The organism is Cohnella zeiphila (assembly GCF_014212055.1).
Classification (GTDB): Bacteria; Bacillota; Bacilli; order Paenibacillales; family Paenibacillaceae; genus Cohnella; species Cohnella zeiphila.
Window position 1 is genome coordinate 304,266 of record NZ_JACJVO010000009.1, and the last position, 14,288, is coordinate 318,553.

Here is a 14,288-nt window from a genome sequence, read left to right on the forward strand (position 1 = left end):
GCCGGACGGCCCGTCTTAAGCGTCGGCGGCGACGCGGAAGCCGGTGTTGCCGGAAGAGCTGTCCGGGGTGTTCTTGCTGCGGGCCGCGACCCGGTACCGATTGCAGTAGGAGCGGTGGCACAAGTAGGAGCCGCCGCGCATCGAGCGGACGCCCGTTGGCGTTCGATACACCGGATTGTCGCGGGGCGTCGTCCGATGATAGTCGGGCGCGAACCAGTCCGCGCACCATTCCCAGACGTTGCCGGCCATGTTATACAGGCCGTAGCCGTTGGGCTCGTAGGCGGCGACGGGCGCGGTGCCGACATAGCCGTCGCTCGCGTTGTTCTTGGCGGGGAATTTGCCCTGCCAGATGTTGCAGCGGTGGACGCCGTCCGGCTTGAGGAGGTCCCCCCATGGATAGGTTTTGCCTTCCAGGCCGCCGCGGGCGGCGAATTCCCATTCCGCTTCGGTAGGCAGCCGGACGCCCGCCCACTCGCAGTACGCGAGCGCGTCGTTCCACGAGACGTGCACGACCGGGTGGTCGAGCCGATCGTCGATGTTCGAATCCGGCCCTTCGGGTTGGCTCCAATAGGAGCCCTCGACGCCCAGCCACCAAGGCGTCTGGGCGGGCGTTCCGCGAACCTTCGGCAGATTGGACTCGGAGACGAACAGGTGGAACACGTAAGACCATTCGAATTTCTCGGCTTCCGTCACATAACCGGTCGCTTCGACGAACCGCGCGAATTCCGCATTCGTGACGGCGTGCGGAGAGAGGTGGAACGGCGCCACCGTCACTTCCCGGGAAGGTCCTTCCCCATCGGCCGGAAAGCCGTCGGCGGTGTCGGTGCCCATGCGGAACGTGCCGCCGGGCAGCAGAATCATGCCGGCTTGCGCGGCGGTCGGCTGAGCCCGGTTCGCTTCGGGAGCGGGTTCTGCCGGAAGGTCCGCGTTGTTGCGGGAGACGGAGCAGCAGGACGAGACGGGAAGGTTGTTGATCATGGCGTTCTCCTTTGCTCATAAGTTCGCTTATTGGTTGCTCTATTATAAACCGAAACAAAGGACATGCGTATATTTATTTCAATTTGGAATTAAGATCACCATAATAATCGGAATTAAAGGATATAAGAAACCGTTATAATGAAATATGCCGTTGTTTATTCCAAAATGAAATTAAGTTAGCTATGATAGAAGTAACCTTAGTAAGGGAGAGCGATCCTCATGGAGACGGACGGCAAGAGGACGGACGGTAACGGGACGAATCGCAAAGAGGCGGAACGGAAGATTGCCTCGCCGACGTTTGCCGGCATTCTGTGGAGCTTCCTCAAGCTGGCCCCCATCTCTTTCGGCGGCGGATACGCGATTTTCCCGGCGCTGGAGAAGGAAATGATCGCGAACCGGGGATGGATGGACGACCGCGAGCTGGCGGAGTCGCTGTCGCTCGCCGCGGCGGCGCCCGGCGGCGTCGGGGTGAATGCGGCTTTCCTGATCGGGTACCGGTTGAAAGGCATTTGGGGAGCGGTCGCGGCGGGAATCGGCGCGATCGTGCCGACGTTCGCCATCGTGCTCGGGCTCTTCCTGATTTACCAGCGGACCGGAGATTCGCCGAAGGTTCGAGCCGCGCTGGGCGGCGTCACCTGGGGCATCGTTACGCTCATTCTGTTCGCCGCGCTCCGGATCGGGCGGTCCGCGATCCACGACAAGTTCACCGCCGGCTTGATGCTGGCCGCGCTGGCGTGCCTGCTTGCCGGGCTGCCGCCGCTTTATCTGATTGTCGGCGGAGCGCTGATCGGCATTGCGGCAGCCTGGACGCGGGACCGCAAACGGGATGATCATAAGCCGGCTTCGCCGATGACGGGAAGAGCGGTCGGCGGCGACACCTCCTATATGTATTACATCTAAGAGACTGGACTGCGGGAGTGAACGTTGGAATGGGGACTCTATTTCTATTTTTCCTGCGGCTAGGCTTCGTCTCCTTCGGGGGAGGATATGCCCTCATTCCGATGATCGAGCAGGAATCCGCCCGGCAAGGCTGGATGACGCAGGACGCTTTCCTCAACGCCGTCACGGTCGCCGGCATGTCTCCGGGGCCGATCGCGGTCAACCTGGGCTCGATCGTCGGGTACCGTACGAACGGAATCGCCGGGGCGATCGTGGCGGTGGCCGGACTTATTCTTCCCTCCATTCTAATGACGGCGGCGCTTCTCCTGCTTATCTACCGCCTGCGCAAGCAGCTGTGGATCGACCGTTTGTTTTACGGATTGCAGCCGGTCGTCACCGCGCTGATCCTGTTTGCCGTCTACCGGCTCGGAATCGGCCGCCTCGGCCACGGGGCCTGGGGTGGACAACTGCTGTTCGGCCTCGTTATCATAGGGTTAGGTTGGGTCATGCTCGTACGGTATCGCATGCACCCGATTTTGATCCTTATTTTTTCGGCGATCGCCGGGGCCGCCTTTCTGACGTAGCGCCCCCGGGGGAAGGGGTGCCGGTTGAAGCCGCTGGAGCAGCGAATCGCAGGAACGAAGCCGAAGGACGTGTTCCGGCAAATTTATTTGCACGGAACCGTATCCCGGCAGCAGTTGAACGAGGAAGGGCCGCTTACGGCCAGCACGTTGACCCGCACGCTGGACGAACTAGCGGAGGGAGGCTGGATCCGCGAAGTCGGCTTCGGCGAATCCTCCGGAGGAAGACGGCCGATTCTGTACGAGGTGCAGCCCCGGAGCGGGCTGCTGCTCGGACTCGATATTTCCCGGACGGGAGCGCGGCTCGTCCTGTGCGACATGCAGCTTCGTCCGCTGCACACCCGCACGTGGCCGATGGACCGGGAACTGACGCCCGAGCGGCTGATCGGGCGGGTCGAAGCGTGCGTGAACGAATGGATAGGCAAGACGTGTTCGCGCGATGAGCTTCTCGGGCTGGGCGTCGGCGCCGTCGGGCCGCTTCAGGCGGCGGAGGGGATCATTCTCGATCCGCTTCACTTTCCGGCGCCGGGCTGGGGGAACGTGCCGATCGCCAGGCTGCTGGAAGAGCGGCTGGAGCTGCCCGTCCTGATGGACAACGGCGCCAACGCGGCGATCTGGGGCGAATATTTGACTTCCGAGCAGAAGTACGCGCACTTGCTGTACGTCAATGCCGGGATCGGTCTTCGCTCGGCTTCCATCTCCAACGGGCAGGTGATCTACGGCGCGGCGGACATGGAAGGAAGCGTCGGGCAGATGATCATTCAGACGGACGGATGGCCGCCGCGGGATCCCGGAGGCAACTACGGCAGCTGGGAATCGTACGCTTCCATCTACGCCCTGGAGCGGCGGGCGGCGGCCGCGGTGCGAATGGGTCGGGAGACGTCGCTTGCCGGTCGGTCCGAGCAGGGTGAAGTCTCGTTCGGCATTCTGCTCGAAGAGGCGGCCAAGGACGACCCGGTCGCCAGGGAACTGCTTCAGGAATGTGCGACCTACTTCGGCATCGGCTTGGCGAATCTGATCAATATTCTGCATCCCGAGAAAGTCGTTCTCGGGGGACCGCTCGTCACCGGACATCCGTCCTTTTTCCGGATCGCCACCCAGGTCGCGACCCGCAAAACGTACCATTATCCCCAGTACGTTCCGATCTTCGGAACGAGCAAGCGGGAAGACGAAGCGATCGCGGTCGGCGCGGCCGCGCTTCTTCTGCGCAAGCTGTGGAGCTGACCCGGAATACCCCCAAGACGAAAGGCTTCTCCGCCGCGGGAGAAGCCTTTTTTGACTTTCTTCATCGTAGAAAGAAGCGCCTCAATTCGTAGATTTGAATCATTACGCCTCCTCTATTTTCCATGCTATAGTTCAACGGAAAGCGTTTGCAATGTAATCGGCGAGAAGGGAGGAAGCGGAGAAAGCCGGCGAACGAAGGCGGTCGGAAGCGGCATGCGCGCTCCGACCCAACCAGTTCAGGAGGAGGTTCCCTATGTTATCGGCAAAGCCAAATACACGACGGCGCGCCGTCATGTCGGGGGTGCTGTCGGCCGCGCTTGCCGTCTCCGGGTTTGCGGGCACAGTCGTCGGCGGAACGAACGCCTCGGCGGCGGCGTTCGTTCCGCCTCAGGCAGCGATCGATCATCTGCAGCAGGACGATTGGGCGCAGCTTCAACAGATTCTGACGGACATTTACGGCTCGATCTCCTCGCCTCTCAAAATTACGGACGTCAGCAAAGGCGGCTATACCGCCGGTCAGTTGATGGGCAACGGAGATATCGGCGCCATCGCGGCGGGAGTATCGACCACTTCCCAGCAGTACTATTTCGCCAAGAACGACTTTTGGGGCACGCTGCATGCCCAGTCCAACTCGGTAAAGGACAATCAAGGCATCCTATCGGGCGGAGGACTGGCGATCCGGCCGACGACGGGAGCCGGCAGCGGGGCCGATTCGGCGTTCTCCATGAAGCAGGACATTCTGAACGCGCAGGTAACCACAACCATGCAGATCAAGAGCGACGCCGGAAGCGACGCGACGGTCCGGTTGAATTCGTGGACGGCGGATACGGATAACGTGTTCGTGACCGAGGTGACCAATGACGGCGATGCGACCGTCACCTTGAATGCGAAGCAATGGGTGCCTGCGATGGCTTATGCCGGCTCGAGCGCATCGGATTTATCCGACGCGAATGCAACGTACCCGTACACCGGAGGGATCGACGATTCCGGCGCGACGGGGAAGCCGGTGCTGTGGACCACACGCGATTCGAATGCGGGCGCGACGGGCAATACCTCGAATTTCCGCAGCCGAATGGCGACGGCGACGACGCTTGTCGGCGCCGACCTGACGGACACGCGCGAGGTAAGGGAGGCGACCGACTACTACGACGCGAACAAAGGCAAGTATTACGATTCGCTGGGAGAATCGGGCGACTTCTCGGTTCCCGCACAATCGAAGGTTTACTTGGTGACGTATTTCGCCAGCAGCAGCGGCGCTTACGATGCGATCAAAAGCGTGGATGACGTTCAAGCGGATGCCGTTGCCGGCGTCGAAGCCTATGCCACCTCGGAGGCCATCGATCAATTGCGAGCCGATCACCGGAACTGGTGGCAAAATTACTGGCTCAAAAGCTACGTCCAATTCGGCGATCCGGATTTGAACCGCTACTACTACGGCTCCTTGTACGTGCTCGGAAGTTCCAACCGGCCGACGAGCGCAAACGGCAAAGTGAATCCGCAGAACTTGCCTGGCTCGATGTACGGACCGTGGATTCCGGCGGACAACATGGGCTGGGGAGGGCGTTACTTCCTCAATTATAATCAGCAAGCGCAATATTACGCTTCGGGGTCGGTTAACCGGATCGATACCGTTGTTCCGTACAACCGCGTCATTGCCTACGAATTGCCGTGGAACCAGAACAACACGGCGGCGCAAGGGTTTGACGGCGTCGCCGGGGTGCGGACCCAGACGCCGTTTCATCTGCTGGCGAACAGCCAGCCGGCTTTTGCCCCGATTGCGGATACGAAGCTGTACGGGTTCAACAACAGCTCCACCGACCAGAAGTCGAACGGAATGTTCGCCGCGGTGCCGATGATTTTTTATTACGAGTACACGCTGGACGATGACTATTTGAAAAACGTGCTGTACCCTCATTTGAAGCAACTGATGACCTTCTACAGCTCATACGTGCTGAAGACGGACGATGGCAACGGGCAATACCACTATTCCGTCATCGGGTCGTCCATCCACGAAGGGGACGCCGCCGACATCAATCCCGATCTGGATATCGGGGCGATCAAGCTTCTGGCCCGATTCCTGATCGACCATGCCTCCGCCATGAACGAAGATCCGGCCAACGTCAGCCGCTGGCGCGATCTGGCGGACCATACGGCCTATCCGGAAGCGATGCTGCCGCAAGGCTCTTTCTCGGCCGCCAACGCTGCCGATCTCGTACCGACGCTGCTTGCGACCGACTACCAATCGCCGAATCAGGCGCACGTCGATATGATCGAACCGGGCGACCAACCGGTCGAATTGGAAGGCGTCGTGTTCCCGTTCGAGAACGTGCAAGTGCTGGACGGGGACAAGGAACTGCTTCAGAAAGTCCGCAACACGCTCGCTTACATGAACGCTTGGGCGGCATCCGGCTTCAGCGGGTGGAGCAGCCAAAACAACGGATTCCCCAAAGTGTTTCCGATCGCAGCCCGTGCAGGCTGGCCGGCCGGGGACTTGCTCGACAAGTTCAAGACGGCGCTGAACGCCAAGCAAAGGCTCAGCAACCTGACTTATCTTCAGAGCGGGGGAGCGGTCGAAACGATCGGCTCGATGGAGGCGCTCGACTCCATGCTGCTGCAAAGCGAAACCTCGACGGCTATGCCGAGCACGATCCAGGTGTTCCCGAACTGGGACCCGTCGCGGTCCGTCCGCTTCGAACGGCTCGGCGCCAAGGGCAACGTGGAGGTATCCAGCGCTTACGATGCGGACTCGCAGACGGTGCCTTACATCGATCTGCACAGCAGGCGTGACGGTCAAATCTCTTTGGTAAACCCGTGGACGGTCGGAAAGCCTGTCGTGCGGATGGTGAATTCTGACCGCACATGGGGAGCGGACGTCGACTATACGATCCAGGGAGGAAAAATCGTGTTCGACGCGGCTTCGGACGCTCGCTATCTGGTGATGAACGACGATAGCGTCACGACCGCCCGCGTATCCGACATGACGCTGGACAAATACGCCTCGACTTTGATCTACGGAGGCGCGGACGGGACGGACACGACGACTGTGACCGCGACCATATCCGGCAATCCGGCGGATACCGTGATTTGGACTTCGTCCGATCGCGACGTCGTCGCGGTGACGGCGGACGGCAATTCCGCCACTCTTCAGGCGGTCGGACATGGCGCAAATCCGGTAACCGAGGTTACGGTTACGGCTACGAGCGTGCAGGACAGCGGCATCTCGCAGACGCTGAGAGTGAAGGTGGCGGACGTCTCGACCGTACCGACGGAGCTGAAGTCCCTCAATCCCGCGACGGCGACGATTTACGGTCCGTCCTCGACATCGGACACGACGTCCAAAGTGAGCGGCGCGAACCGGCTGCAGCTGACGGCGGAGGTGCTGCCGGATAACGCCTACGATAAGACGGTCCGCTGGACTTCCAGCGACCAAAGGGTCGCGATGGTGGACAAAAACGGCCTCGTCATCGCCCGCGGCGCAGGCACGGTCGAAATTACCGGCACCGGCGCGGGCAATCCCGACTTGCCGCCGATCAAAACGATCGTCACGGTTACGCCGGCGGGCAACGATAATAGCGGCAGCGGTACGCTTGCGAACGTTTTGGCCGCCGCGAAGCTGATCTCGGCCTATAAGGGCGACCGAACGAGCGGCGGCGGATTTAGCCGCGTCTCGGCCGGCGAGAAGTGGGAAGGCTTGCAGGAGAGTTTCCAGAAAGCTTATATCAATGCGCTCGGCGTCAAAGCGATGTATTCGGGCTACGGTTCTCCGACGAACATCAGCAAGGACACCGCGCTGTTCGCGGCCATCGCCTTGAACGAAGCGATCCGCGCCATCGACCCGAGCTTGGCCGTCAGCACGGTCGACAAGACGGGTCTGGATCAAGCGATCGGCAAAGCCGTCCAATACGACGCCGGCCAATTCTCGGCTCCGGAGGATTGGGAAGCGCTGCAATCGGCTCTGGGGACGGCGCAAGCGACCAGCGCGGATCCGGATGCGACACAAGAGGAAGCGGACGCAGCGTTAGCCGCCTTGCAGACAGCCATGGCCAAGGCGCTGCCGTTGCCGGAAGACCTGGCGACCGTGCGCATTCCGCGAGCGGATATGACCGCGCCGGAATCGACGGTGTACGGCAGCAGCGTGGTGCAGCTTCAGTCTTCGCTCGACTCGCCGTCCTGGTCGGTTAAAGCGGAGGACGGATCCGCGACTGCGGCAGCGTCGATCAACGATAGCGGCGTTCTGTATGTGTCTGAGGAAGGCACCTATCAGGTGACCGCCGGATCCGGCGACGCTACGGAACAGTCGCTGATCTCGTTTACGTCCATGTTCGAACGCGAGAACTTGACGTTCAACGGGAACGGCAACGGGACGGCCTTCGGCTCGACGAATTCGGGCAGCTATCCCCCGACCAAAGTCTTTGACGGAGATCCGAACACCTTTTTCGACCATAGCTCCAGTACGCCGTACGTAGGTTGGGACTTCGGCGGAGGCAACGAGCCAATCGTCAATTTCGTCCTGTACCAGCCGCGCAGCGGCACCAATATGGCCCGCGTCAAAGGCGCTAAATTTCAAGGCTCGAACGTTTCGGCGACAAGCGGGTACACGGACCTGTTCACGGTTCCTTCCGCGCCGACGGACGCCTCGAAGCTGATCGCGGTCGCGTTCGATAACAAGACGCCTTACCGGTATTACCGTTGGCTGGGTGCGGACGGCACGCACGGGAACGTGGCGGAGCTTCAAATGTACCAGATCAAGGATAGCGCGATGCAGAGAGCGCCGGACGGGGCCGCTCAGGCGGCCGACAGCATCGAAGAGATCGCGAATCCGGTGAAGGACGCGGTACAACTTGCGCTTCCTGCCGTTCCGACCGGGTTTACAGTCGCCATCGCCAGCTCGGACAACGAGTCGGTCATCGCCAAGGACGGGACAATCGTACCGCCGGCAGCAGATACGACGGTTCATCTCATACTCACGCTGACTCGCGTTTCCGACGGCGCCCAAGCGGATACGGCGAGCTTGCAAGTCGTCGTGCCGGCGAGAAGTCTAATCGTTCCAGGCGCACCGGGGCATGTTGCGGCAATCGCCGAAGGGACGAACGGTGCGGCTCTCGCCTGGGATGCGGTTCCGGGTGCGGACGGCTACAACGTTTACCGCTCCGACAGCGGTGAAGAAGGCTCCTTTGTGCGTCTTAACGAGTCTCCGTTAAACTCGAATGAGTTCCATGATACGGAGCTGGCCTCGAACCGGAATTATCAATATTACGTCACGGCCGTGAACGCCGCCGGAGAATCCGCGCCGAGCGCGATTGCGTCCGTCCGGCCACAACCGATAACGTATACCGTTTCCGCTTCCGCCGGCGAACATGGCACGATCGACCCGAGCGGCGATGTGACCGTGAACGAAGGTGCGGATCAGACGTTCGCGTTTGCGCCGGAAGACGGCTACGTGATCGACGCCGTCACGGTGGACGGATCGCAAGCTACCGTCGTGAATGACGTTTATACGTTTGAACATGTATCGCGGAACCATACGATCGATGCGACGTTCCGGGAAAAGACAGAGGCCGTTCATACGATTGCCGCCAGCGCAGGAGAGCACGGGGCGGCGGATCCGAACGGTGAGTTGTCTGTAATCGACGGGGCGGACCAGTCGTTCGCGTTTACGCCGGAGGACGGCTACGCGATCGACACCGTTACCGTGGACGGCACCCTGGACGTCACTTCTTCGCTCGTCGACGGCGTCTTTACGTTCCAAAGCGTAAGCGCCGATCACACGATCGCGGCGACGTTCAAGCCGGTTCCGGTCGAACCGGTCGTCCATACGATTGCCGCGCGCGCGGGCGGGCACGGTACGATCAGCCCGAACGGCACGGTGACGGTGAACGATGGCGGCAGCCAAACCTTTACCGTTACGCCCGATAACGGTTATACGATTGACGCCGTTACGGTGGATGGCGTTGCTGTTGCCGTTATAGGCAGCGCTTATACGTTTGAGAACGTCACATCCGACCATACGATCGCAGCGGCGTTCAAACCGGTGCCGGTTGTCCCTCCGGTTACGCCTCCCGCGGCGTTACCGCCGACACCGCCGGCAGAGCTTCCGGCAGACATGCAAGCCGTCACTTCGGAAGAGCTGAGGAAGGCTGCGGCGGCAGGCGAAGCGATCATCACCCTGGCGGAGGGTAAGACGCAGCTTCAGCTTCCCGCCGACGCGGCGAATTGGCTCGGTTCGGAGCCGCTGGTCGTTCAAGCCGGGACGTTAAGCCTGATCATGCCCGGCAGCATATGGAAGCAAATGGCCGACTCTCTGCCGAAGGACGGTCAGGCGGGCGCTCATCTTGTTCTGAAGATCAGTCCGCTGAGCGAGGAGGAGACCGGAGCGATCGTGGCTCAAAGCGCATCGTATACGCAAGCGCAGCTTCATGCAGCCGGTCCGGCGATCGATTTCGGACTGACTCTTGTTGCGGAGGAGGGAACGGAAACGCCGCTGACGACGTTTGACGAGCCTCTGACGGTTCGACTCCGGCTCGACCCTTCCGCCGATCCGGCGCTGACCTTCCTGTACGGCATCGACGAGGAAGGCAAGCTTGAATTTATCGGCGGCCATGTGGCAGACGGCGAGTTGGTCGCTTCCCTCCATCATTTCAGCAAGTATGCGGCCATTGAATTCAATAAGCCGTTTGCCGACGTTTCGGCCTCGCACTGGGCGTATCCGGCGATCGAACGGCTGGCTGCGCGAGGAATCGTGAACGGTACGGACGACACTTCCTTCCGTCCCGATCGCCAAGTGACGAGGGCGGAATTTACGTCCCTGCTCGTCAGAGGGCTGAATCTGAGCGAACAAGGCAAGAGCGGGTTCTCGGATGTCGCCGCGAACGCCTGGTATGCGAACGAAGTTGCCGCCGCCGCGCAGGCGGGACTCGTCAACGGGAAGACGGCAACGACATTCGAGCCGGACGGAGCGATTACCCGCGAGGAGATGGTCGTCATGCTGATGAGGGCATACGAGCTGAAAAACGGGCAGCCATACGATGCCTCGCAGCCTGCCGCCTTCGCGGATGAGCGTGACATCGCTTCTTGGGCGATCGACTCCGTTCACGGCGCGTATGCGCTCGGACTGATCGACGGCCGGGGTGCCGGCGTGTTCGATCCGGAAGGCGCAGCGACGCGAGCGGAAGCTGCCCGCGTCATCGAAGCCCTGTTGGAATCCTGATCAAGAAGACGGCGGTCCATTTGGAATGGACCGCCGTCTGCTGTCATCGCAGAGCCTCGAACTTCTCTCTGATCTCCGAAGGGTAGCAGCCGAACTGTTCGATAAACAACTTGGTAAAGTGACGCGAGCTGAAGTAGCCGACGGCTTGCGACACTTCATGCACCTTCAAGTCCGGCTTGGTAAGAAGCAGCTCCTTGGCTTTGAGCATCCGGATGCGGGTCAAATACTTAACGAACGTTACGCCTTCTTTCTTATGAAACAGCGAGCTGAGGTAATTCGGCGTAACGTTGAATTGGGCCGCCAGCGTCCCGATGGCGATATCGTTCATATAATTCCGGTCGACGTATTGAATGACGCGCGAAACGATGTCCGCGTTGGAAGAAGCTCCCGGCTGGCCGGCTGAAGCCAGCATCGCATCTCCCTGCCGCCGAAGCGATTCCAACCATTCGGCGGGCTTCATATGGGGCCGAACCGCGGATTGGATCGATGCTTGCAGGAAACGGCAAACGGAGTCCAGCATCGCCCGATTTTCGAATAAGTCCCGAACGTTCGTCTTGCCCAGAGCCGCGAGCTCTTTCGAGTAGCCGACGTAATCCTTTTCCTGGTAGAGCCGGGCAAGACGGATGACGGCTTCGCACCATGCAAGCCGTTCCGGTTGAAGAGACTCCGATTGCAACTCTGCCAGTGTCAATACGCTGCCTGGGGCATAGCAGAGGCGAAGGGGGGAGAGCGTGTCCAAACGCTCCAATTGTCCGATCAGCTCCCGGAAATGATCGCAAAAACCGGTCCTCAACGCATGAACGGAAAGCGAGCCCTCCGTGTTCTCCTGTTGAATAAGTCCGGCGATCTGCTCCTCGAGCCCTGCAAGCGTCCCGCGGTCCCGCTGCTCTCCCTGCAGCGGCCAGCACCAGAGGACGGCCATCCGACCGCTGTCCGCTTGTATAAGTCCTCTGCGCAGGTCGATCGCGCCGCTTTGATCTCCCGGCGCTTCCGGAAGGCCGGCTGTCAGCCGATTCATCGCGTTCCGATACAACTCCGTCTGGTTAGAGCCATCGACATATAACGTCGCACCTGCGAAGCCAAATCCTTCATAAAGCCGAACGCTGCCGTCCCAAACGCCAAGTCTTGCTTCTCGCAGGCGGGCGGCTGCCCAGTGCTCAAATTCGTAGTTGCGGTAATGCTCGCTCTGCCGCCGCTCGTTCCAAGCCTGGAGAACGCATGCTTCCAGCTCCTTGGGATCGGCCGGTTTTAACAAATAGTTGCTGGCTCCGAGTCGAATCGCTTCTTTTGCGTATTGAAATTCCATGAATCCGGTCAGGATGATCCATTTGGCATCGGGGGCCATTTCGCGACCTTGTCGGATCGCTTCCAGCCCGCTGAGTTTCGGCATCTTGATATCGACGAATACCAGGTCGGGAACCGTTTCCCGAATGAGCTCCAGCATTTCTTCGCCGTTGCGCGCCTCTCTGACGGATAGCGTCGGCAGATCGATCTCCTGCAGCATGCTGACCAAACCGGAGCGGACCCACTTCTCGTCGTCGGTGACCAAAATATTCATAGGCGGTTCCCTCCTTCAGGAATGCGAATGGTGACGGTTGTTCCTTGGCCTAGTTGGCTGATGACGTCTAAGCTCGCGTCGGGACAGCTTAGCTGCAGGCGGGCTCTGACGTTCGACAGCCCGACTTGGCCGGATACCGGTCGGGCTTCCGGATCGAAGCCGACGCCGTTGTCGGAGACGCGGATGACCGCGCTGCGCCGGCCGTCTTCTTCCAGCTCGACCTTGGCGGAGACGTTCACAACATTTATTTTGTCGTCCGGCTCCACGCCATGAATGACCGCGTTCTCTATCAGCGGCTGAACGAGCAGCTTGGGCAACGGCCAGGAAGCCGCCTCCGGTTCGCATTCGATGTGTATGCTCAACCGGTCCTGAAACCGGAGCTGCTGCAGAACGCCGTACTTCTCCAGGAAAACAAACTCTTTCTCTATCGTCGTCTGCTGATTTTCTTCCAGGCTGTACCGCATCATAGAACTGAGCGACAGGATGGCCGTCTCCAATTCGGAGCGAAGGCCGGCGCGGTTCAGGCCGATGAAGCCGTTCAGCGTGTTGTAGAGGAAGTGCGGCCTAATCTGCGATTGCAGAGCCCGGTATTCAGCATCCTGCTGCGCCAGCTTGCTTCGAAACTCTTCGTTGATCAGCTCGTCGAGCCGGGAGATCATATTGTTAAGAGAGAGGCCGAGCTGCGCGATCTCGTCTCTTCCCCTCGGCTGAAACCTTTCGGACATATCGCCTTTTTTCACCTTGTGCATGATCAGGTTCATTTTTTTGAACGGCTTCACGATCCACTTGGAGAAATACAGGAAGACGCAGAAAGTGATAATCAGGGCACCGGCGGACAGACACAACGCCACAATGTAGATCCATCGGATTTTGGCCTTCAGCTCGGCGTTGGACAGAAAGACGACAATCCGCCAATCGGCCGGGCTGACTTTGCGCGATACGCCTGTATAGGAGGCGCTTTCAAATTGGTCGTTTTGCTTGAAATCCGTTAAGTGCGACGACAGCTCGTCGGGCAGCGCCTTGTTCGCGTACAGCAAATGATCCTCTTGGTCCAGAACGACGATGGTCGAAGAGACGTTGAACGTGACATCCTTGGCGATCTTCTCCAGAAGAATCTTGTCGGCATCCGCCAGAATGACGGCGAGCGGCGCACGGGAGTCGGGGTCCTTAATCAGGCGGGCTACCGAGAACACTTGGGTTTTGCCGCCGTCTTTCACGTAGTTCTGAGAGTGAGAGCTGATAAAGACGGCCTTGCCGTCGCTTTCGACCGCTTTCTTGTACCAGTCTTGCGAACGGAAAGGAAACTCTTGATCGAGCTCGATCGGATCCTTGGACGTCAGGTACGCTTGCCCTTTGACCGGCACGATCAAGGTGCTCAAGATATCCGGCCGCGTGTTGATCAGGTAGATGGGCAGCGTGCCGGTGAGCGCGCGGTCGGTCACCAGCCGCGTGTACGCGCTGGCGGTTGGGTAGCTGTTGTTTGCCTTGATCTTCAACGCGTTCATGACGTCGTCGCTCAAGTAGGGGGAAGTGGACAGCCGGTCCAGATCGTCAAGGTAGGTCTCGATATTCCGCGACAGCGCGCTCAGCGTACCGCTGGTCAGCTTCTGCGTCTCGTCGGTCAACAGCCCTTTAATATAATAGGGGAGCGCGAAAGCCGAAATGATAAACGGCGTCACGATGAATAGCAGGTAGAGAAGCGTCAATTTGAATCGCAGCGTTCGGAAGATGTTCATCGACACGGCCCCTTTTCTTAACCTTATCTTCCTGCGATCTTATGGTCAATAGCGTTTGGGGCGGAAACGAACCGAGTGTAGAAAAGAGCGCTTTCATCGTAGTTTACGGTCGTTTCCAACCGGGG

General features: G+C 60.0%; 7 protein-coding genes. 4 read left to right on the top strand and 3 right to left on the bottom strand.

What is annotated here, in order from left to right:
* Positions 1-15 precede the first annotated feature (15 nt).
* Entirely contained in the window at positions 16-978 is a 963-nt protein-coding gene (locus H7C18_RS08490) for a formylglycine-generating enzyme family protein (RefSeq protein ID WP_185128592.1), read from the bottom strand.
* A 219-nt stretch (positions 979-1,197) separates the two neighbouring features.
* On the opposite strand from H7C18_RS08490, the gene H7C18_RS08495 reads away from it, so the two are divergent.
* The 4 genes from H7C18_RS08495 (at position 1,198) to H7C18_RS08510 (ending at position 10,869) form a co-directional block, all read left to right on the top strand.
* Positions 1,198-1,878 carry a chromate transporter gene (locus H7C18_RS08495; RefSeq protein ID WP_185128593.1) on the top strand — a complete coding sequence of 227 codons (681 nt, stop codon included), beginning with the start codon at positions 1,198-1,200 and terminating at the stop codon, positions 1,876-1,878.
* Positions 1,879-1,907: 29 nt separating this feature from the next.
* Positions 1,908-2,441, top strand: a complete 534-nt coding sequence (locus tag H7C18_RS08500) for a chromate transporter (RefSeq protein ID WP_185128594.1) — start codon at positions 1,908-1,910, stop codon at positions 2,439-2,441.
* Positions 2,442-2,465: 24 nt separating this feature from the next.
* Positions 2,466-3,662: an ROK family protein gene (locus tag H7C18_RS08505; protein ID WP_185128595.1), complete on the top strand. Its 1,197-nt coding sequence runs from the start codon at positions 2,466-2,468 to the stop codon at positions 3,660-3,662.
* Between the two features lie 253 nt (positions 3,663-3,915).
* Positions 3,916-10,869, top strand: coding sequence for an S-layer homology domain-containing protein (locus tag H7C18_RS08510; protein WP_185128596.1), 6,954 nt, complete (start codon positions 3,916-3,918; stop codon positions 10,867-10,869).
* A 43-nt stretch (positions 10,870-10,912) separates the two neighbouring features.
* Here the strand turns inward: H7C18_RS08510 and H7C18_RS08515 are convergent, their stop codons facing one another.
* Together H7C18_RS08515 and H7C18_RS08520 are read right to left on the bottom strand one after the other, a co-directional pair.
* Entirely contained in the window at positions 10,913-12,427 is a 1,515-nt protein-coding gene (locus tag H7C18_RS08515; RefSeq protein WP_185128597.1) for a response regulator transcription factor, read from the bottom strand.
* Entirely contained in the window at positions 12,424-14,163 is a 1,740-nt protein-coding gene (locus H7C18_RS08520; RefSeq protein ID WP_185128598.1) for a cache domain-containing sensor histidine kinase, read from the bottom strand. The genes H7C18_RS08515 and H7C18_RS08520 overlap by 4 nt, the downstream gene beginning before the upstream one ends.
* Positions 14,164-14,288: the final 125 nt, after the last annotated feature.

What these genes read in the sequence shown, in the direction of transcription:
- H7C18_RS08490 (WP_185128592.1), bottom strand. Translation starts at nt 978, where the DNA reads ATGATCAACAACCTTCCCGTCTCGTCCTGCTGCTCCGTCTCCCGCAAC.
- H7C18_RS08495 (WP_185128593.1), top strand. Translation starts at nt 1,198, where the DNA reads ATGGAGACGGACGGCAAGAGGACGGACGGTAACGGGACGAATCGCAAA.
- H7C18_RS08500 (WP_185128594.1), top strand. Translation starts at nt 1,908, where the DNA reads ATGGGGACTCTATTTCTATTTTTCCTGCGGCTAGGCTTCGTCTCCTTC.
- H7C18_RS08510 (WP_185128596.1), top strand. Translation starts at nt 3,916, where the DNA reads ATGTTATCGGCAAAGCCAAATACACGACGGCGCGCCGTCATGTCGGGG.
- H7C18_RS08515 (WP_185128597.1), bottom strand. Translation starts at nt 12,427, where the DNA reads ATGAATATTTTGGTCACCGACGACGAGAAGTGGGTCCGCTCCGGTTTG.
- H7C18_RS08520 (WP_185128598.1), bottom strand. Translation starts at nt 14,163, where the DNA reads ATGAACATCTTCCGAACGCTGCGATTCAAATTGACGCTTCTCTACCTG.